Origin of the sequence: Flexivirga sp., from assembly GCF_035551235.1 — a bacterium.
Classification (GTDB): Bacteria; Actinomycetota; Actinomycetes; order Actinomycetales; family Dermatophilaceae; genus Flexivirga.
Window position 1 is genome coordinate 280306 of record NZ_DASZNO010000021.1, and the last position, 21003, is coordinate 301308.

Annotated in this window: 13 protein-coding genes; 4 read left to right on the forward strand and 9 right to left on the reverse strand. The window is 69.1% G+C overall.

Annotation, left to right across the window (positions count from 1 at the left end; translation table 11 throughout):
• Positions 1-66: 66 nt before the first annotated feature.
• Together VG502_RS06560 and VG502_RS06565 are read right to left on the reverse strand one after the other, a co-directional pair.
• Complete coding sequence (locus tag VG502_RS06560; protein ID WP_325549224.1) at positions 67-900, reverse strand: glycosyltransferase family 2 protein; 834 nt, start codon at positions 898-900, stop codon at positions 67-69.
• Positions 893-5281, reverse strand: coding sequence for an alpha-(1->3)-arabinofuranosyltransferase domain-containing protein (locus tag VG502_RS06565; RefSeq protein ID WP_325549225.1), 4389 nt, complete (start codon positions 5279-5281; stop codon positions 893-895). The genes VG502_RS06560 and VG502_RS06565 overlap by 8 nt, the downstream gene beginning before the upstream one ends.
• Before the next feature lie 135 nt (positions 5282-5416).
• On the opposite strand from VG502_RS06565, the gene VG502_RS06570 reads away from it, so the two are divergent.
• Complete coding sequence (locus VG502_RS06570) at positions 5417-6625, forward strand: oligosaccharide flippase family protein (protein ID WP_325549226.1); 1209 nt, start codon at positions 5417-5419, stop codon at positions 6623-6625.
• Here VG502_RS06570 and VG502_RS06575 read toward each other — a convergent pair.
• Complete coding sequence (locus tag VG502_RS06575; protein WP_325549227.1) at positions 6590-7429, reverse strand: class I SAM-dependent methyltransferase; 840 nt, start codon at positions 7427-7429, stop codon at positions 6590-6592. The genes VG502_RS06570 and VG502_RS06575 overlap by 36 nt on opposite strands.
• Before the next feature lie 141 nt (positions 7430-7570).
• On the opposite strand from VG502_RS06575, the gene VG502_RS06580 reads away from it, so the two are divergent.
• On the forward strand, positions 7571-8569 hold the full coding sequence (locus VG502_RS06580; RefSeq protein ID WP_325549228.1) for a hypothetical protein: 999 nt from the start codon (positions 7571-7573) through the stop codon (positions 8567-8569).
• 19 nt (positions 8570-8588) lie between these two features.
• Here VG502_RS06580 and VG502_RS06585 read toward each other — a convergent pair whose 3' ends face one another.
• Complete coding sequence (locus VG502_RS06585; RefSeq protein WP_325549229.1) at positions 8589-9908, reverse strand: hypothetical protein; 1320 nt, start codon at positions 9906-9908, stop codon at positions 8589-8591.
• 141 nt (positions 9909-10049) lie between these two features.
• A complete protein-coding gene (locus VG502_RS06590; protein WP_325549230.1) occupies positions 10050-11333 on the reverse strand; it encodes an ArgE/DapE family deacylase in 1284 nt (427 codons plus the stop codon).
• Between the two features lie 154 nt (positions 11334-11487).
• On the opposite strand from VG502_RS06590, the gene VG502_RS06595 reads away from it, so the two are divergent.
• Entirely contained in the window at positions 11488-12123 is a 636-nt protein-coding gene (locus VG502_RS06595) for a hypothetical protein (protein ID WP_325549231.1), read from the forward strand.
• Positions 12124-12162: 39 nt separating this feature from the next.
• Here the strand turns inward: VG502_RS06595 and VG502_RS06600 are convergent, their stop codons facing one another.
• The 4 genes from VG502_RS06600 to VG502_RS06615 form a co-directional block, all read right to left on the reverse strand.
• Complete coding sequence (locus VG502_RS06600) at positions 12163-14196, reverse strand: acyltransferase family protein (protein WP_325549232.1); 2034 nt, start codon at positions 14194-14196, stop codon at positions 12163-12165.
• Positions 14193-16163: an acyltransferase family protein gene (locus VG502_RS06605; protein ID WP_325549233.1), complete on the reverse strand. Its 1971-nt coding sequence runs from the start codon at positions 16161-16163 to the stop codon at positions 14193-14195. The genes VG502_RS06600 and VG502_RS06605 overlap by 4 nt, the downstream gene beginning before the upstream one ends.
• A complete protein-coding gene (locus tag VG502_RS06610; protein WP_325549234.1) occupies positions 16160-18109 on the reverse strand; it encodes an acyltransferase family protein in 1950 nt (649 codons plus the stop codon). The genes VG502_RS06605 and VG502_RS06610 overlap by 4 nt, the downstream gene beginning before the upstream one ends.
• A gap of 70 nt (positions 18110-18179) precedes the next feature.
• The gene (locus VG502_RS06615; RefSeq protein WP_325549235.1) at positions 18180-19142 is read right to left on the reverse strand and encodes a nucleotidyltransferase family protein; all 963 of its coding nucleotides are present in this window, start codon (positions 19140-19142) and stop codon (positions 18180-18182) included.
• Between the two features lie 71 nt (positions 19143-19213).
• Here VG502_RS06615 and VG502_RS06620 point away from each other — a divergent pair, with 71 nt between their 5' ends.
• Positions 19214-20956 carry a hypothetical protein gene (locus VG502_RS06620; protein WP_325549236.1) on the forward strand — a complete coding sequence of 581 codons (1743 nt, stop codon included), beginning with the start codon at positions 19214-19216 and terminating at the stop codon, positions 20954-20956.
• The last annotated feature ends 47 nt before the right edge of the window (positions 20957-21003 follow it).

Genomic DNA, 21003 nt, shown 5'->3' on the forward strand with positions numbered 1-21003 from the left:
GCCTCACCCCACGAAGTTCTCCCCCGCTGCGCTCCTCCGATACTTCGCGGGGACCCCGCTCCTCGTTCACGGGGCTGCTGTCCTCGCACGGTCCCGTCGGCCGCGGCGCGCGCCCGCGGCATACCCGACGACCTCCAGGCTGCGCAGCACCACCATGCCGGCGGCGTGCATCGGGTCACGGGTCAGCAGCCGCCAGTTCGCGGCGTACGACTTCAGGACCGCGCGGCCCTGCGCGCCGACCGCCCCGTCGTGCTGGCCGGCGAAGGTGGGGATGCTGCGTCCGTAGTAGTACCGCTTGCGCAACACATCTGCCACGGTCAGCCGGCCCTCGTCGTGGTCGACCACGATGGGCGCGAGCTCGATGCCACGACCCTCGGCACGCATCCGCAGCCGCAGGTCCGCGTCCTCCGGGCCGGACATCTCCAGGTGGAAGCCGCCCTCACCCAGCAGGTAGTCGCGCTGCACCAGCCGCGGATTGTGCAGCCACGGCTGATTGAGGTAGCACTCGCGTTCCAGCGCCCGGCAGGCGGTCCAGAAGCCGTCGCCGATGGTGCGTTCGGGCAGGGCGACCCCGGTGGCGCCGCTGCTCGTGGCGGTCCGCACCGCCAGCTCGATACTGCGCGGGGGCAGCACCATGTCGCTGTCCAGCCATAGCACCCATTGACCCTCCGCGTGCGCGATGCCGAGGTTGCGTTGCGCGGAGCGTTCCGGGCCACCGGTCACCGCGACATTGGCGAGTTCGGTTGCGATTTCGAGCGTTTCGTCGTCACTGTGATTGTCGACGACGATCAGCTCGACGCGTGGATAGGTCTGGTCGAGCACCGATTGCAGGCACGCGCGGATGGTGCGCGCGTTGTTGCGGGTCGGCACGACCACGGACACGAGCGGGTCGTCAGTCACCGTCGGTCATCCCTTCGTCATGGCCGCCGCCCCGCAGCACTCCCACCAGTCCGATGACGAGTCCGGCACCGGCCAGCCAGTGCGGCCACATGCTGCGTGCGACACCGTCGGCGCTGAGCGTGCCCCGGGTGTCGCCGAGCACCAGCAGGTAGACGCCCATGGCGATCAGCAGCAGTGCCGCGCCGGCCAGCTGGAACCACCAGGTCGGGAGCGCGCGTCGCCACCGCAATGCCGCGACGACCGCGGCACCCGCCACCAGTCCGGCCCAGCCCACGAAGAACCCGGCCACCAGCACCAGGCCGATCTCGAGCGCCATCCGCGGGACGTGCAGCGGTGCGATGCGCGTAGTCAGCCGGCGTGGGCCCGCGCCAGCCGCAGACCGTTTCGGCCGCGGCCGGCGTTCCCAGGTGTCCGTCATGCCGCTGGTGTGCTCCGCCGAACCCTCCGCAGCGGCGGCGGCCTCCTCGGACGGTGTGCCCTCGTCGGCCTCACCGTCGTCCGAATCCCCATCCTGATCCTCACGCCGCCCGGGACGTCGTACCTTGCCCACGAACGCGACCACGACGAGCGCGACGGCCAGCAGGATGACCACGATGCTGACGCCCAGCGCGATGTTGGCACGGACCTGCGGGCTGTAGGTGATGTGAACGGTGTACTTGCCCGCCTTCGGCAGTGCCCAGCCGGCCGAGTAACCGTCGAAGGTCTGCGGCGCACCGAGGTCCTTGCCGTTGGCGGTGGCGTGCCAGCCGTCGGCGATGCTCTGGCCCAGCACGACGGCTGACGGACCGGTCGTCCTGACCTGCAGGGTCTTGTGCGTGCTGGAGTCGTCGGTGACCCGTGCCGATTGCTGCGGGTGGGTCGCCTCGGCCGCCGCGCGTCGGGTGTCCTTGAGATACAGGTTGTCCAGGGTGAAGCCGTTGACCGGCTCGATGCGATGCGTGCCCTTGCCGAGGTCCAGCGTGCCGCACATGGTCCATTTCCCGCCCTGGTCGGCGGTGCCCTGCAGTGCTTTGGTCGTCGGGCGCATCTGCACGGGCCAGCCGTCCACCGTCGCGACCTGGATGCACCGGGGGTCGGATGCACCCGCGTCCTCGATCGGTCCGAGGTCGCGATGCTTCACCTGCAGGCCGGTGTCGATCGTGGTGAACCTCGGCGGCGTACCGCTCTTGCTCCCGGTGATCGAGTCGATCGTCATCCGGATCTTCTTGCCGCGCACGGCCTGACCGTTCATCTGCGGTATGGCGATCCGCGTCGTGCCATCCCTCGTGAGGGCGGCGGTGGCGACCTTCTTCCCGTCCACGGTGAAGGTGACGCGCTTGGCGTAGGCGTTGCGCGGGTTCGACTCGTCGCCGTCCGCCGGTCGCTGGGTGACCGACACCGACGTGATGTCCCGCTCGGGCCCGTCCAGCTGCCACCACGCGCCGTCCAACTGCCCGCCGGGTTGCCATGCGGTCGATGTCTTGCCGTCCGCGGCCAGCGAGGCGCGTGTGCCCGCGACGCGGAAGTAGAAATCGGACGACGTCGCGCTGACCGAGGGCGAGAGGCCGGCGACCCGGTCGTAGATGGGTTCGAAGTCCCCCGCGACGCGGACTGCCGCCGTCCCGGCGAACGTCCGGGCGTCGGGCAGGCTGATGACGCGGCGCAGCTGCGTCTGGGCGTCGTCGTCCGTGTCCGCGGTCCCCTGCTGCCGGGTCAGCAGCACGTTCAATGGCGTCCTGTCGAAGCGCGCACGCTCGCTCGCGTTCAGGCGCTGGTAGAGGTTGTCGAACGTCAGCGGCGTACGCGCCGCGCGCACGGCAGCTGGTCCGGGCAGCTGTATGTCGGAGAGGCCGACCAGGTTGTAGCCGTGCCCTCGGGTCGAGTCGATCGTGACGGTGACGCGACGGCCGGACGCGTTGCCCATCGGGAAGTCGGCATACCCGGTCGAGGGGACCCGGCGAGTGACGGTCTTGCCGCCGGCGCGGACGGTCACCTTGTCGATCTTCACCTTCCCGACCCGGGCCTGGGCGATCCGGATGGTGCCGAGCTTCTCCGTCGTGGGCTCGGTGATCGTGAGGCGGTTCCCGGGCGCGCGGTTGAAGTCACCGAACAGCCAGGCGGTCGAGGGATCCCCGTCGACGGCGTTCTCGGGCACGGCATACGGCAGGTCGAAGAAGGCGCCGCCCTGCGAGGTCGCGGTCACCCGCGGACCCGAGCGCTCCAGGACGGTCTGGTCCTGGGGGTTGTCGCCGAGCGTCCGGCTCACCCGCAGCTTCTGGTCGGCGGCGAGGAGCGGGCCCTGGTTGCTCGCCAGGCGGTTGGGGACGGCGTTTCGGCGCTCGTTGGTGTCGGTCAGCACCAGTGCGTGGTCGCCGCCCAGGCTGCCGGCCAGCTGCCGGGGTGACAGGTCCTGCGCATAGCGGAAGCTCGGGCTGCCGCCCAGGAGGTCGGCGCCGACCATCGCCGGCACCGACCATCCGTCGCCGGCGACGACCAGCGAGTTGCTCGTCCGCTCGACCCGCACGCTGCTGCCGGCGCCCTTCACCGCATAGCGCTGCAGCGGCGGTAGCTGGCTCTCGTCCCCGGAGCTGTCCGGCGACCGCACGAACTCGCCGGGCAGTCCGTAATTGGCCACTCCGCGCAGGCCCTTGTCGCCCGCGGCGATCGAGGACACCACGCCGGGGCGCACGCCGCCGGCGTCCTCCCAGTTGGTGTCGTGCCGCATCAGCACGGTGTCCGCGCCCAGATAACGCGCGTAGGTCGACACCGTCCCGTCCGGCAGGAGGGCGTTCTGCAGGGTGGAGTCCAGCGAGGCGAGGAAGTTGCCGCCGGGAGCGGAGGCGTTCGGGCTGGTCTCGGGCAGGATGACCTGCCGGTTGAAGAGCGAATTGGCCACGTCGTCGGGCCGGTCCACCGTCCAGCGGTATGCCGGGCGCGTCTGCCCCGGCAGGAAGAGCACCGCCGAACCCGGATCGCCCTTGTCGATCGCCTTCGCGGCCTGCTTCCAGTAGGACGGGATGTCCATCGGCGAGGTGTAGAGCCGGTTGGTCAGGGCCGGCAGCGTCCACGACACCAGCAGCAGGAGGACGGAGACGGCGGCCAGTGGCGCGAGACCGTCACGGCTGAGCAGCCTGGGAAGCACCTTCGCGGCGGCGACGCCGAGGGCGATCGCGAAGGCGAGCGCGAGCAGTGCGCCGACCTTGTTGGTGGTGCGGAAGGCCGCCATACCGGGCAGGTCGACGAACCAGTGGAAGACCACCCCGAACGGCGAGGACGGATGCCCAGCGGCCGGGAACATGCCGACCATCAGCACGGCGGAGATCGCCACCGTGCCGCCGACGATCACCCGCGCGGCACCGTGCAGCCAGCGCATCGCCAGCAGCGCGAGCGCCGGCCACAGCATGGTGAGCGCCATGACCGTGGGACTGGTCAGGAACACCGCGTCCTGTGGCACCCATGCGCCGTGGTTGTCCTGGCCGTAAAGCGACCACAGCCCCATGCCGCGCAGCACCTCGGGGAAGGAGGCGACCTTCGCGATGCCGGTCAGGGATTCCGACTCGTCGATGATCTGGTTGCCGGTCGCCATGGCACCGAAGCCCGGCACCAGCCAGTAGATCGAGACACCGACCACGAACGCCGTGCACTTGCCCAGCGCGCCGAGCACGACCGGCCACCGCAGCCGCCATACCCGACGTGCGACCCAGAGGATCGGCAGCAGGGCGAGCAGCTGGAAGATCGGCACGATCGCCACGTTCATGCCGCTCATGGCGAAGAAGAGCAGCCCGAAGACCGCCGGCCAGGCCCAGCCACGCGGCGAGAACCAGCGATCCCCCGGCGTCCACAGCGCCCGGATGAAGGCGAGCAACGACCACGGCAGCAACGCCATCGGCAACGCGATCGCCAGCGTGCTGCCGGCCTGGATCGTGTAGGGGTTGGCCAGGATCAGCACACCTGCAGCAAGCCCCGCCCACTGCTCACCCCACGAAGTTCTCCGCTCCTGCGTCGCTCCGATACTTCGCGGGGACCCCGAGCCCCGAGTATCGGCGTCCTCGTGATGGATATGGATGAGGCGGCGGGTCAGCCGGGCAGTGCCCCAGGCAGTCGCCAGCCAGAGGACGAAATGCACGACCTTGAAGGTCCACTCCGGCGACAGGCCGATGCCGCGCAACGCACCGGTGACCAACAGGACCGGCACCAGGCCGACATTGAAGTTGGCCGAGCCGAGGTATGGCGTGTCGGTCCAGGCGGAGAGGTACTGCTCGATCATCCGCCGCGGCGCGAGATAGACCTCCGGCTTGATGTCGGTGTAGAAGTGCCCGAGACCGTTCAGCGCCACGATGAGCGCCAGCAGCAGGGTCAGTCCGAAAACAGTGAGCCGGTGGCCCGTCAGCTGTCGGCGCACGTGGTCGGCTCCCAGGGTTGAGGTCGGCTGTCGTCGCGGTCTTTGCGTTTGCGAGCACCCAAATATAACTCGCGGGTAACCTCTGTGCTCGTGGCCACACGTAGCGCACTTCGCACCCCCTCGTCGAGGACGGCGATGGGTGCGTTGCTCGGGGTCGCCATGGGTATGGCGAACGCGCTCGGCTATCTGGTCGTCATGCTGCTCTCGCGCCCGCTCGGACCCGGCGAATTCGGTGGCTACACAGCGCTTTCCACGTATGGCGTGCTGCTCGCCATACCGGCCGGGGTGTTCCAGGTCGTGGTCGCGCGGCGACTGTCCGGCGATGACCCCGAGGGCCCCACCAGCGCCATCCGGCCGGCGCTGCTGATCGGGCTGGGCTGTTTCGCGGTGACGGCTGCCCTCTCCCCCGCCCTGGCGCACTGGTTCCACCTGCCGTCGTTCTGGGCGGCGGTGCTGCTCGGCGGAATGCTCGTGCCGATGATGGTCACCGGCTGCTTCCAGGGGATCCTGCTCGGCCGCGGCCGGTTGCGGACGTTGTCGCTGCTCTATCTGGCCAACGCGCTCACCCGGGTCGTCGCGGCCTCGGTCTGTGCGTTCCTGTCCGCCGACGTCACCGGCGTCTTCGCCGCGATGCTGGTCGCCGGCGCCGTCACGGCCGGGTATGGCGCCTGGTTGTGCCGCGTCGACCTGGCCGCCCTGCCCCGCACGGCCCGGCTGGCCGGGGAACTGATCCGTTCCAACAGCACGCTGGCGGCATACGTCGCCCTGACCAATGTCGACATGCTGCTGGCCCGGCACTTCCTGACCCCGCACGAGTCCGGCGGCTACGCGCTGGCCTCGACCTTCGCCCGCGCGATGTGCTGGGGCACCCAGTTCGTGGCGCTGATCATCGTGCCGCGGATGCAGGGCTCGCGACCGACCCGCACGTTGTTGCGCGCCAGCGGGGTCGTCGCCGCGATCGGGGTGGTCGGCTTCGGGATCGTCGCGATCTCACCGCAGACCTGGATCACCGTCGCGGGCGGACCCGACTACGAGCAGTTCGGCCACCTGGCGCTGCTGTGCGTGGTGCTCGGCGTCGCGTGGGCGCTCGCGCAGGTGTGGCTCTTCTCGGAGATGGGCAGCGACACCGGTGTGCTCGGCGCGCTGACCTGGGCGGTCATCGTCGTCGAGATCCTGGCGATCGCCCTGGTCTGGCACGACTCGCCCACCCAGGTCGTGTGGGTCTGTATGGCGGGCGCGTTCGTCGTCGCCCTCTCCGGTTTGCTACGCGTCGTACTGCGGCATCAGGCCACCGCGATCGCGGACGAATCAGTGATCGTCGCCGCCGATAGCCCGCGAGCGTGAGAGCACCAGTCCGGCCAGCCGCTTGACCGGTCCCGGGAAACGATCGGCCGCACCCCAGGCCACCTTGTTGACCCGGTCCTGCACCGTGGTCTGGTAGCGGCGCAGCCCCTCGTCGGTCCGCGACAACCCGCGGCGCCGACCGGGGACCCGACGGAAGACCAGCGCGTGCAGGCCGTTGGACCAGCGCGGGTCGTCGGCGTGCTGCGCGTCCCAGGTGGCGGTGATGATCCAGCCCGGGTGGCGCTTCAGGAAGAGCTTGTGTGCCCGCTGCACCACCGGCCAGGTGGCGTCGTCGATCAGGACGAGCGCCTCGTCGGCGAGCAACGGCTCGACCACGGCCAGCGCGAGGTAGTGCGACAGCAGGGTGTGCTCGCCGTCGTAGAAATAGACGCCGACCGGCCGGTCGACCACGCCCTCCTGCGCCATGAGGGTGAACGCGTCGCCCTCGAGCAGCCGGATGTCGGCCGTCCCGCCGAACCGCCGCAGGTTGCCCTCGAGCTCGGTGCGGGCCTCCTGCCCCGCCATACCGAATTCCAGGAAGTTCTCCATGGCGTAGAACGTCTTGCCCTCGTTGCCCTGCACTGCGGCGACCAACGAGCGCCCCTTGAAGGTGCCGACCTCCAGGTAGGCCTCGTCCTCGGGCAGCGCCGCGGCCGCGAGGTTGAGCACCGCGAGCTCGTTGGCGCCGGTGTAGCCGGCGACCTCGTCGGTCATCGCCTGCCACCGCGGGTCGAGCGGGTCACTCGTCTGCGGATCGCCCGCGAAGGCGTCGGTGATCGCGTCGAACACACGGGATGTCTGCATGGGCGCAGAGACTAGCCGGACCTGAAGCGGGTCGAGTAGCAGCGGGGGGAGCGAAGCGGAGGACGCTGCGTATCGAGACCTACTCACCGGTCACTTCTTCGGCGGTGCAGGCACGCCGCCCGCCAGTAGGCTGCGATCATCATGGGAGGTTCCAGAGACCGGGCGACGAACACGCAGACCCTGCCCGGTGATGCGCGCGCCAAGCGGGCAATCACCAGGCTCGAGGTCCCGTCGGCCTATGCCGAGCTGGAGCTGGGTTTCGAGACTCGCTCGCTCTACACCCGACTGGCAGCAGAGGGTCCGCTTCCGGTCGGCGACCTCGAGCGCTCGGCGCTGCAGGCACTCGTCGCGACCGGCCTTGTGATCATCAGCGGGGACCGCGCGGATGCCGTGCCTCCTACCGGTCCGTTGCTCGCCCTCTCCGAGCTCCACACCCAACGAGCCGTCGCGGCACGGCAGGCAATCGACGACCTGACGATGGTGTGGCGAACCGCTCGGTCCAGCGAGGTCGGCGTCGAAGTGGTGTCCGGCGCCGCCGCCGACCGCGTATACCGCGACGGTCTGGCCGCCAGCGAGCGAGAGATTCTGGCACTGGCGATCGGTCCGCGCGCGGGCAAGACCATCGAGCCGGCGCCCGGCGTGATCGATGCCCTGGGCCGGGGAGTAGCGGTGCGCGTCGTCTACAACAGCCGAGTGTTCGAGTCGGAGTCGGCGATCGCGGTCACCGAGGCCTGCATGGCGGCGGGCGAGGAGGCGCGCGTTCTGCCGGGCGTTCCGGTCAACCTGACGATCATGGACGACTTCGCGACGATGAACGTTTCCTACAACAGCGATGAACCGATTCACGTCGCGTACACGCGCAACCGGCGGGTGGTCGACTCGTGGAGGGCGATCTTTCAGTCCTTCTGGCAGCTTGCGATGCCGCTGGACCAGCACACCATGCTGGCTGATGGACCGGACGACGACTTCCGGCAGCTGGTCCGGCTGCTGAGTCTCGGACTCACCGATCGCGCGATCGCTCGCGAGCTGGACGTGTCGGAACGCACCATCGGTCGCCGGGTCACCCGGTTGCAGGAGCACCTGGGCGCGGACACCCGCTTCCAGTTGGGCCTGCAGCTCGCCATACGCGGCTGGGTGTGACCCGGCGACCGATCAGGCGTCAGTTCGCGTCAGGTGCGGTGATCTGCGGCAACGCCTTCTCGAACGCCGCGTCGACCGCGAGGCTGGGCAGCACGTGGCCCTGGTCGGACTGGCTCTTGGCCAGATCGGCGCCCCACTCCGCGGCGCGGTACCGCTGGTTGGGCGTGCCGTGGTGACCCGGATTGCTGAACCCGCAGTCGCCGACGTTGTAGAACGTCTGCAGGTCCTGCAAGGTCTGCGCCTTGTTCAGCGACTCACCATGCTTGCTCACGGTGAAATAGGTGCCGAAGGCGTCCGCCATCAGCTCCGTCCGGGCGGTCGCCTCGGCCTCATCGGTGATGTCGGTGACGAAGAGATTGTCGTCGTACTGCACCTGGTGGCTGTATTCGTGCGCGAGAACCGCGCGATCGCCGACCCTGCCGAGGCCGAGGTCGTCCCACATCCGGATGAGGCCCTGGCCCATCGCGATCCGGCGAGTCACACCGAGCATGTCGAGCGTGGCCTTGTCGTCCCCGGTTGCGTGCGTCGGGTCGATGGCGAAGGAGTTGACCGAGAACATCGGGTTGTCGACACCGCCGGGGAATCCGGCGAGCGTGCCGCTCAGGATGCCCGACTCGACACTCAGTCTCAGCAGAATGCTGGCGAACCCGCTGATCTTCGAAATGCCGTCGTAGACGACGGCGCGGTCGGCCGCAGCTTCCGGCGTGTCTGCCAGCAGCTTGGCGTCATACGACACCAGGGCGATTCCGCTGCCGTCGATGTCCCAGAAGTTCTGCAGCGCACCGAAGGTCCGCGCCATCTCGTTGGTGGCCGAGCCGCTCGGGCCGAACGACGTGTCACGCGGCGCCGACGGAGTCTTCATCAGGGTCCAGTACTGGACCAGCAGGTCGGGTGACAGACCGAGGATCCCGTTGGTGTACCACGACCAGGACGTGGGGTCGATCTGTGCCACCTGGTCCTTGACCCAGGCGTTCATCGCCGTGGGGCCGCACTCGTAGTCGCCGGGGTTGAGGGCCGGGTTGGCGTCGCGGTCCACACCTGCGTTGGTCAGGCCGGCCTGCAGCGTGGCCACCGCAACCTTGCCGGCCGCGGTGAATGCCGCGTCCGAGGCACCGGCGGCCTCGAGCTTCGTACGGGTGGCTGCATCGAGATCCATGCCCGCGACATACGCGTTGAACTTCTGCCGCATGGCCGACACATCGGTGGTCGTCGAGGCCGCCGCGGCAGCACTGACTCCCGTCGCCGGGGTGGACGCGTGTGCCGTGGGCATGCCGAAGCCGGTCACGGACACGGCTGCAATGGAAGCAAAGGCCAGGGCGGTCGCGAGGGGGCGTTTCATCAGCTGTGACTCCTCATCATCATCAGGCGCGGATTCGCCTGCGGTTGTGAGGATTCAAGCAACGCTCAGCCGTGCTGGGGACCCCTTGCAGGGTGCCGCCACCGGACATGTCGTAGGTCGGACACGTGCAGCACCGGTCCGTCAGGTCGCCGCGACGGCGGCGCGCAGCGCGAGCAGCGCATAGACCCGGGCGCAGGCCAGCACGTCGCTGATCTCGACGGACTCGTCGACGGCGTGTGCCTGCTCGACCCGCCCCGGGCCGTACTGCAGGGTCGGCACGCCCGCGGCGGCATACAGGCGAAGATCCGAGCCGTATGGCGCACCCCTCACCTCCGGTGCTCTCCCCCGCACCTGCGTGACCGCGTCCGTGACCTGAGCGAGCAACGGGTGACCGGCCGCGAGGCGCCCGGAGGCGAAGACGCCGCCGGGCCAGCTGATCCGCACCGGGTGCTCACGCAGCCACGGATCCTGGCCGGCGTGCGCGGCGACCGCCTGCTCGAATGCCTCCCTGGCGTCCGCCACCGACTCACCCGGCCGCACGCCATACCGGCCCTCGGCCACCAGCAGGTCGGGCACGGTGCTGGCCCAGTCGCCGGCGTGGACCATCCCGATCGACAACGGCCACGGAACCTCGAGGTGCGCGAATTCGCTTGGTACGTCGACGTTTCGGTCCCGTTCGAGTTGGCGCAGCGCCTGCTGTACGACGTCCAGCTTGTCCACCGCACTGACGCCCTGCCACCGCTGGGAGCCGTGCGTCGCCAGACCCGGCACCTCGATCCGGAAAGTCAGCGACCCGGCATTGGTCGGTATGGCGGCTCCCGCCGTCGGCTCGGTGATGACGCACGCCGCCGCACGGTGCCCGCGCCGCAGCGTGGCGAACGCTCCCAGGCCGCCGTCCTCCTCGCCGCTGACACAGTGGATCGCGAGAGGCCGGGCACGACGCGCATCCGACCGGCGCACCGCATCGACGGCGGCGATCATCGCGACGACACCCGCCTTCATGTCGCACACCCCGCGGCCGTAGCCACGGCCGTCGCGAACCCGCAGCACGTAGGGATCTCCGCTCCACCCCGCCACGTCACCCGGAGGCACCACATCGGTGTGCCCGCAGAAGGCGAGCGCCGGTGGACCCGAACTGTCTCCCGCGGATGCCGGCAGCACGCCGACGACACCGAGCGCCCGCTCGCGTTCGACCTCGGCGCCGGGGAAGTCGGGGTCGGCGCTCAACTCCGCCACGTCGATCTCCCAGCCGTCGACGTCGAACCCCGACGCGTTCAGCCGCTCGACGCACCACTGTTGCGCCGCGACCTCGCCGTCGCCACCACCGACGGAGGGTATGGCGACCAGGGTCGCCAGATCGGTCAGGATCGCGTCGTCGTCCACCAGGTCGAGCACACGTCGCTCGAGAGTCGTCAGTTCCTTCACCCGGGCAGGTTCTCACTCATCGACGGCCCGGTCAGCCGATCGGCCGACTGTGTCGGTGCCGAGTGCCACGAGCGCCAAGTTACGCTGAAGTAGCAAAGTGGCGCCGATCACGATTCCGTGGTGGCCCAGCATCAGAAACAGGGAGGTCTCCATCGTGTCTCGCACAGTTCGCCAGCTCGGACTCGCCAGTGCCGCTGTCGGCACAGCAACGGCGATCGCGGTAGCCACCGCGTCCGGTGCAAGTGCCGAGCCGGTGTGGACGCTGCATCATTCCGCCAGGATCTCCACGTATGTCGCCAAGCCGGGCAAGACGGTCACCTTCACCGGCCTGCAGACCACGAAGGTCGACCTCGGCGCCTACAAGAACAACGTGTCGGCCGCGCTCGACCTCAAGCCCGGCACCATGAAGGTCGACCTGCCGATCATTCCGGGCAAGCTCAGCGTCCCCAGCGTGGCCACGGCGACGATGCAGATCGAGCCGGTGGGCAACGCCACCGGCAACTTCGACAGCGGCAAGGTCGACGTCACGCAGCGGTTCAACGTGCGCATCACCAAGCTGTCACCGCTCAACATCGGCATCATCAGCCTGGTGCCGAAGACGTGCATGACCTCGACGCCCGCGTCGATGCACCTGACCGGCAGGATGACCGGCCTCTTCGATCCCTTCACGCTGAAGGGTTCCTACAGCCTGCCGTCCTTCAAGAATTGCGGCCTGCTCACCAGTCTGGTCACGCAGCTCACCTCCGGCGGCGGCAACACGGTCAGCGCGACCTTCACGCCCTCTGCGTAAGTGACTGCCTGAGGAACGCCTGACCAACGGCGCGGCCGGTCACTGCGAGATCTGGTTCGACGGCACCTGGGGCCCGAAGCGCTTGCGCAACTCGGGCGCGAAGTGCTTCCACCACGCTGCGGTCCCCTCCTTGGCGAAGTGGATGCCGTCCGGCCGCATGGTGACACCGTCGATCTGAGCCTGGTACTTCCCGTCCGGGCAGAGGTAGCTGCGTATGTCGAGCAGCGTGGTCCTCGGGTGGGTGCCGGCGACCTGCTCGAGCACCGCGTTGACCGCCTGCTGCCGGGCCGTGCTGTTCTGCGCCTTCGACGCGGCGGCACTCTCGTCCGGGTTCGCGCCCGGGAGCGCGTCCGCCCCGGTCGTGACCTCGCGGTTGTAGCAGGGGATGTTGGCGATCGTGACGGGATAGCGGCCGTGCTGCCCCGCGACGTCCACAGCACGCCCGTATGCCGCGGCCAGGTAGGTGCGCCACTGCGGCGATCCGACCCGGAGCAGCTTGCCCTTGACCCACCGGTCGTAGAGCTCGGCGGACCCGGACACGATGATCGACAGCCGCGGCCTGGTCTCCTTGACCAGGGCACTCCAGCGCTGCTCCCAATGTTCACACTGGGGCTCGGGCGCGGTCCGGAACGAGCCGACCTGAAGTTCCTGCGGCATCGCCAGGCCGCAACCCAGTTGGGTGCTCGAGCCGACGCTGAGGTCGCGTAGCTGCGCCGTCGGGAAGTACTTCCACAGGGTGAAGCCGACCGAGTCCCCGAAGATGTCGACCCGGCTCTGCCCCGGCCGCATCGGTCCCGTCACCGTCGAGATGCTGCCCGGCAACGCAGTGCCGAAGATCGGGTCCTTGGCGTCGGCGGTCGACACGAACGCGCAGGACAGGCCGAGCGCCAGAGCCACCGCCGTCGCGATCACACCACCGTGCGGCACCAGCTTCCGCAGCGCGCCGCGCCGGACCGGTCGCTCCACGAACCAGTCGAACGCGAACGCCACGACGAAGACCACGATCAGCCGCACCGCCAGCAGGACGATGCCGTCGAGGTGGGTCCGCTCGTGGTCGAGCATCAGGAAGATCGGCCAGTGCCAGATGTAGAGCCCGTAGACCCGCTTACCGATCTCTGCCAGCGGACGCCAGCCCAGGATCGCGGAGATGCGACCGTTGCGGCAGGTCACCAGGTGCCAGCCGATGCCGATCGACGTCACGCCTGAGACCAGGAAGCCGCCTCGGAAGACCCACTGACTCTCGTCGTCGACGAACAACGGTGCGAGGACGAGCCAGCCGATGCCGATGCAGGCGGCGACCGCTGAAAGGGATGACGTACGGATCGGCACGCCGAAGAGCACCGGCATACTCCGCCGGCGACGGACCGCCCGTCGCCTGTTCTGCTGCTCCAGCAGCACGGCGAGCAGGCAACCGCACAACAGCGCCTGCGCCCGTGTGAAGGTGCTGTAGTAGACGTTGGACGGGTCGGAGTAGGGCTGGTACATCACGGCCATGAGGACGGCCGATCCCACGGCAAGAGCGGCCAGAACCGTTGGCAGGCCACGCAATCGGCCGCGACGGACAACCATCCAGCCCAGCAGCAGCACCGGCCAGACGAGGTAGAACTGCTCCTCGATGCCCAGCGACCAGGTGTGCAGCAACGGCGAAACCGTCGTGCCCGTCTCGAAGTACGACTGCCGGTCATGGATGAAGTGCCAGTTGGACCAGAAGGTCATCGCCGACACCATGTCCATCCGGAACCGGCCGAGCACCGTCGGGTCCGCGAAGAACTTCGCGTAGACCCCGGCGAGCAGCACCACCCCGGTCATCGCCGGCAGCAACCGGCGCGCGCGGGCCGACCAGAACTGCAGGAGCGGCACCGTCCCCCACCGGTCGTACTGGCGCAGCAACAACGCCGTGATGAGGAAGCCGCTGAGCGCGAAGAACATGTCGATGGCGAGGAACGCCCCACCCAATATCGTCCAGCCGGCGTGGTAGAGCAGCACGATGAGAACGCCGATGCCACGCACCCCGTCGATCGCCGGAAGGTAATGCCGGGACGGCGTCGAACGCGTCGTTGCGTGAGCCATCATCGGATGCCGGTCCGGTGCTTGCCGAGCTCGGCGATCAGGAACGCCCACACGCTGGGTGAGAACTGCGCCGAGAAGTGCATGCCGTCGCTGAAGACCGACATCCCCGGGACGGTCCGTGGCTTGCCGTCCGGGCAGATCGCGCCGTGCAGATCGGCGACCGGGACGTGGTTGGCCGCTGCCCAACGCCGGATGAACGCATTCACCTTGGCCGCAGAGTCGAGCTCGCGGAGTGCGGCAGGTTCCTTCTGTCGCACGGTCTCCACGAATTGACCCAGGTTCACCTGCTTGTCGTCGCGGCAGGTCTGCGTGACGATCGCGGGTTGTGCTCCGTTCGCCTTTGCGGCATCGACGATCGTCTGCAGCTTCGCGGCAACCGCCGCCGAGTATGCCGGGTCGCCCCACCAGCGATCGGTACCGTCGAAGCTGTGCGGGAATCCGAGCATCAGGCTGGGGACGATCACCAGCAGCTGACTGTCGACGTCCTTGAGCTCGGTGGTGAGGTTGGCCTTGAGCGCCGTGCACTCCTTCGAGTTCACGTTGAGGTCGTTGTGCACCGGATCCACGAGCGGCTGATCGAGCAGGTCGCAACCGGGTATCGCTATCGCCTTCGCGGTGACTCCGGGGAAATCGTGCTTCGGGAAGTTCTTCGCCAACAGGTATGGCACCGAATCGCCATACACAGCAATCGTGTAGGGCTTGGCGGGCCGGTGGAACCTCGGCTGTCCGGGGACCAGGGGCACGATCCTGGCCTTGCCAGCGGGCTGGGCCGGTCCGGCGACAGCGGGCGCGCCGACGCCGACACCGACGGCGCCGAGGAAGAGTGCCGCCACCGTTCCGACGGCGATCGAGCGCGCCCGGAACGCGCCACCGACGACCGCGCGCCAGCCCCGATCGTGGATCGGTCGCTCGATGCGCTGGTAGGAGACGGTGGCCACACCGATGGTCAGCCCGAAACCGAGCACCACCCGCAGGACGGTGGGTCCGTCCGGCATCAGCTGCGCGAGCCACAGGCCGATCGGCCAGTGCCACAGATACGCGCCGTACGAGATCCGGCCGAGGGCGGCGAGTGGCGGCATTGACAACACGCGCTGGAGCGGACCGATCCGGTCGTCGGCGGCGGCCCAGACCCAGGCGACCGCGACCACGGACAGGACGAACATGCCACCGTCGCCCATGAGCGGCGTCTGCGGGACGGCGAGCACGAACCCGGCGATCGTGACCGCGAGCGCCGCCCAGCCGATGGCCTGAACATGCTTGACCGAGAACGGGTTTCGTCGCTCGGCAGAGCCGAGACGGGCGGTCCAGACGCCGAGTGCCGCGCCCAGCAGCAGCGACTGGGCACGCGTATCGGTGCCGTAGTAGAGGTGCGAGCGGGCGAAGGCGCTTCCGACACCGACATACGCCATCCACCCGGCCGACACCGCAGCCAGGACGATCAGCGAGATCATCAGCGCACGCCGGGTGCGCAACACCGTCATCAGCAGCAGGATCAGGGCGGGGATGACCAGGTAGAACTGCTCCTCGACCGACAGCGACCAGGTGTGCTGCAGCATGGACGGCTCGGCGAACTCGACGAAGTACTGGTTGCTCTGGGCGATCAGCCGCCAGTTCATGAAGTAGCCCATGGCTCCCAGCACGTCCCAGCGCAGTGGTCCACGGACCTGCGCCGGAGCGAAGACGAACCCGTAGATCACCATCGTGGCCAGCAGCAGGGCCAGCGCCGGGAAGAGGCGGCGCGCCCGGCGGGCGTAGAAGCCGAGGAAGTCGATCCGGCCGGTGCGGGCCCGCTGCTGCACCAGCAGCCGGACGATCAGGAAGCCGGACAGCACGAAGAAGACGTTGAGGGTCAGCCACGCACCCTGCAGCTGCGAGAAGCCGAAGTGGTAGCAGAGCAGGAAGATCACCAGCACACCGCGGATGCCGTCCAGCGCGGCCAGTCGCCGGATCACCGGGGAGCCGCCTCTCACGGCTTCGCCTTCGGTGTGCCCGGCACCCATCCGGCGACCTGCGGCATGATCCATCTCCAGAACGCGCTCGCGCCCGCCTTCGTGTAGTGCACCCCGTCGTGACGCAACTGCACGCCATGGACCTTCTCGGTGAATTTCCCTGTGGGACAGACCAATTCGTTCGTGTTCACGAGGTGTACCGTCTTGCGGTGCGCGGCTGCGAACCCCTTCAGGATCTGGTTGACGGCCGCGGCGCGCTTCGGGTCGTTGCGGTCGGTCGCCATGTTGACGCCGTCGACGACATACTTCGGCTGACCCAGGCACGGCACCTCGGGTATGACGATGGGGCCGTGCGCGCCCGCGCGGTTCATCGCGGTCAAGCCGTCCTCCAACCTTCCCCTGAGGTATGACGCATACGCGGCGCTGCCGACCTTCAACGTCTTGCCGCCGATTTCATGGTCGTAAACCTCCCAGGCACCCAGACTCCACACGATGACGTTCGGCTTGGTGCTGGTGACACCGTCGGACCATTCGGTGAAGATGTCGCCGCAGCCCTGCTGCTCGGGCTGTGCCTGTCCGTCCACGACGATGTGCTGCTCGGCCGTTCCGCAGCCGAAGTTGACGTTCGCGGTCGGCTTCACCGTCGGGAACGCCTTCGCGGGGAAGTTGTAGCCGAGGGAGAACCCGACGGAGTCGCCGACGATCAGCAGACGGTACTTCCCGCTCCCGGCGCCGGTGAGCACCGTGCTGGAGCCGGCCTGCGCGGTCGGCGCCAGCCGCATCCCGTTGACGGAGACCGCGATGATCACCGCGGCTGCGGTCACGGCGGCCACCGGTGCCACCCTGGCCGCCGGCCGCCCGAGCCGGCGCAGTGCGCCGTTCCGGATCGGGTTCTCGATCAGGTAGTAGGACAGGGCCGCGATCCCGAAGGTCAGCCCGAACCGCAACAGCTGCAACGGTATGGCGGGCAGGTGCGTCCGCTGCTCGGTGAGCACGACGAAGATCGGGTAGTGCCACAGGTAGAGCCCGTAGGAGATCATTCCGGCCCAGGCCAGCGGCTTCCAGCCGAGCACCCTGGCGACCGAGCCCGACGGCACCAGCTCCACCGCGAGCACCAGCCCGGCGGCCACGATGTCGAAGGCGAGGTAGCCGCCGTAGAAGACCCAGCCGGACACCGGGACAGTGCCGCACCACACGAGGACCACGCCCAGGCACACCCAGCCGAGCCCGATCAGCACCGAGCGGTTGCGTGCCGCCCATCGGCGGACCCGCTGAGCGGGGACCGCGGACACCGCGATCGCGAGCGCGGCGCCGACGAACACGTCCTGCATCCGGGTGTCGGTCCCGTAGTAGGCCCGGGACGGGTCACCGCCCGGGTTGCTGAGCAGCGCCATCAACGTGGCGGATGCGACCGCGAGCAGCATGACGACCACGAGCGCGCGCGACTTCGCCCGGCGCCCGAAGAGCCGGAGCAACCCGAGCAGCAGCAACGGGAACAGCAGGTAGTACTGCTCCTCGATGGCGAGCGACCAGGTGTGCTTGAACGGTGATGTCGCAGCCTCTCCGAACTGCGCGAAGTAGGACTGTCCGGTGGCGATGTAACGCCAGTTGGCGACGTAGAACAACGAGGCGAGACCGTCGCCCCGGATGGTCGACGGAGTCTGGTCGCCCAGCACCCGCGGCACGACGAGCGACACCGACACCGACATCAGCAGCAGCGCGGGCAGCAGTCGGCGGGCGCGCCGTACGTAGAACGCCACCAGGTCGATCGAGCGCCAGTTGTCGTACTCGCGCAGGAGCAGTCCGGTGATCAGGTAGCCGGACACCACGAAGAAGGTGTTGACGCCCCAGTAGCCGCCCTTCGCCCAGGACAGCGGCACGTGGTACGCCAGGATCGTGAGGACCGAAATCGCGCGCAGTCCGTCCAGCGCCGGGCGGTATCCACCGCCGGTCGGTCGAGGGCTCATCGCATCCGTGGGTGCTCGGGGTCAGGGCGCCGTCAGCATACTTGCCGGAGACGTGCGTCACACCCGGGGCTTACTGGCGAGTAAGTACGCCGGTCACGATCTCGTCCACCCGGACGTCCCCCGCGGGCACCTCGGCCCCCGGCGCCACCACACACCGCGTGACGCGTGCGCCCCGCCCGATCCGGGCACCGGCCAGCAGCACGCTCGCGTCCACGAGGGCGTCCCGTTCGACGACCACCGCGTCGTGGGCCGCGCTCCCGCCGGACAGCTGCGCGCCCGCGCCGACGGTCGCGCCGGGTGCGACATACGAGGTGCTGCCCCGGGTGCCGGGCAGCGCACCGGTCACGGCGTCCACGCTCGCCAGGCGGTATGCCGCGGGACTGCCCACGTCACGGAAGTAGCCGTCCGCCTCCCGGGCGACCACAAGCACGCCGCGATCGAGCAGCGCCGGCAGCACGTCCCGCTCCCAGGACGATCGCCCGGCGGGAAGCGCCCGCAGCAGGCCGGCGTCGACCACATAGGTCCCGGCGTTGGCCAGCCCGGGCCCCGTCCCGGACTTCTCCGCGAACGTCGTGACCCGCCCGTCACGATCGCACACCACACGCCCGTATGCCGCGACATCCGGCACCGGCCGCACGTGCACACACACTTGGGCCGGCCCGGCTGCGGACAGTTGCCCGGCCAGGTCATGACTGGACAGCAGATCGCCGTTGAGCGCGATCACGGTTTCGCTGTCGGGCAGCTGGTCGATCGCCGCGCGCAACGCGCCACCGGTGCCCAGCGGCTCGTCCTCGACGCAGTACCGCAACTCGAGTCCCCGGGCCGAGCCATCGCCCAGCACCTGCTCGAAGTGCTCGGCCAGATAGCCGGTCGACACGACGACACGGCGCACGCCGACGGCCGCGAGCCGGCGCAGTTGGTAGCCGATGAGGGGCTCGGCACCCAGCGGTAGCAATGGTTTCGGGCACTCGTCGGTCAATGGGCGCATCCGGCTGCCCACGCCGCCCGCAAGCACGATCGCCCCGACATTCACGTTGGCATTATGGATGACGTGCCGCTCGGTTAGTCTGCACCGACCGCTTCCCTTTCACGAACTGATCCCCCATGGCTTCTCACACCGGCATGCGCAGCGTGCAGCAGCGACGCACCGGCGCGCCCGTCGCGTGGTCGCCCCGGAGTGATCGTCTCCGGCGGCTCCTGCGCAACCGGGTCACGGGCCTCTCGGTCATCGCGGCACTTCCGGTCGTCGTGGCAGCGCTGCGCCAGACGTGGATCGGGTGGATACCCGAGGGCGACGATGCGATCGTCGTCACGCGCATCCACGACGTCTTCAGCGGCAACCCACCGCTCCTCGGGATGCGGTCGACCAGCAACTTCTTCGACGTGACGATGAGCAATCATCATCCGGGCCCGCTCGAGTTCTATCTCGACGCCCCCATTTCCGCAGCCCTCGGATACAGCGGTGCAGGCATCGTGATCGCCGTCGCCGTCGTCAACATCGCGTGCGTCGTCGGCACAGTGGTGCTCGCCCACCGCATGCGCGGACTGCGCACCGCCATACCGGTGGTGGGTGCGCTGCTGTTGTCCCAGTGGGCGCTCGGCCCCGATGTGCTCGCGCGGCCGCTCAACCCGTGCGCCGGGACGCTCCCCCTCCTGCTGATGCTGGTCGCGACGTGGTCCGTGCTCGATCGTGATCCCCAGGGCTTGTGGGTCACCCTCCTCGCCGGGTCCTACGCCGCGCAGACCGAGCTCGCCTTCTGCCCCTTGGTCGTCGCCGCATGCGGCACCGCCCTGATCGTCGTCGCGTGCCGCACATGGGCCCGCCGGTCGCGTTTCGGCGGCATCGCAGGGATGACCGCGCCGCGCCGCCGCACCGTGCTGACCGCCGTGCTCATCGTGCTCGCGTGGCTACCGTCGATCATCGAACTCTTCGTGCTCCATCCCAACAACCTGCAGCTCGTGTTCCGCTACGCCAGCGGTCCCCGCCACGGCGGGGGAACCGCCTCGGCAGGGGTCTCCGAAGGCTTCGCGTACGTCGTCGGCAACCTGTCCCCGACACAGTTCGGCCGGTTCGACACGACGATCACCACGCTGCCCACCGGCACCGCCGTCGCGATCGGCATGTGCGTGCTCGTCCTGCTCGTCGTCGCCCTCGCCGCAGGTCCCCGGCTGCCGCACACCGCGGCGTCCCGCGGGTGCTGGATCGTGTTGATCGCGGTCGTCGCCGAGTCATTCGCGCTCTCCGCCAAGCCGGACTCGGGCCCTGGCACCTTCTGGGTGCTGCCGGTGCTGGTCATTCCGCCCTTGGCCTACGCCGTCCTCGTCCTGCGCTTCGTCGAGGTGGTGCGGACGCTGAACCTGGAGCGACTGGACGCCCGGCGGTTCCCCCATCGCCTGGTTCCCCGCGCCACTGCCGTGCTGGCGGCGCTCGTCGTGGTCCTCGCGACGGCGGGCGCGAAACCGCCGAGTGCCGACAACTCCGACCGCGCCAAGGCGGTGTCCGACGTCGTCCTGACCTACCTGCACGCGCACAGCAGGCCGGGGACCACGGTCCGGGTGGATTCGTACGGACTCCAGTCCTGGATCAGCCTGGCTCCGGCGCTCGGCGTGCAATTGTTCCGGCACGACCATCCGGCGCACTACCTGCCGAGTTGGCCGTACCCGGAGGAGACGTCCTCGTGGTACAGCACCACAGCGCCCGCCGGCTCCGTCGTGGTCACCCTCGCCGACGAGGGCTCGACCGATCAAGCCCATCCGAAACCCGGCGCCGTCGCCATACCGCTGCCGGCCGACAGTGCGCCCGGGTTGCGCCTGTGGATCGACATACCCCCTGGCGACCGGTTGTGATGGCAACCGCACCGCCCGCCATCGACCTGCTCCGGATCTCCCCCACA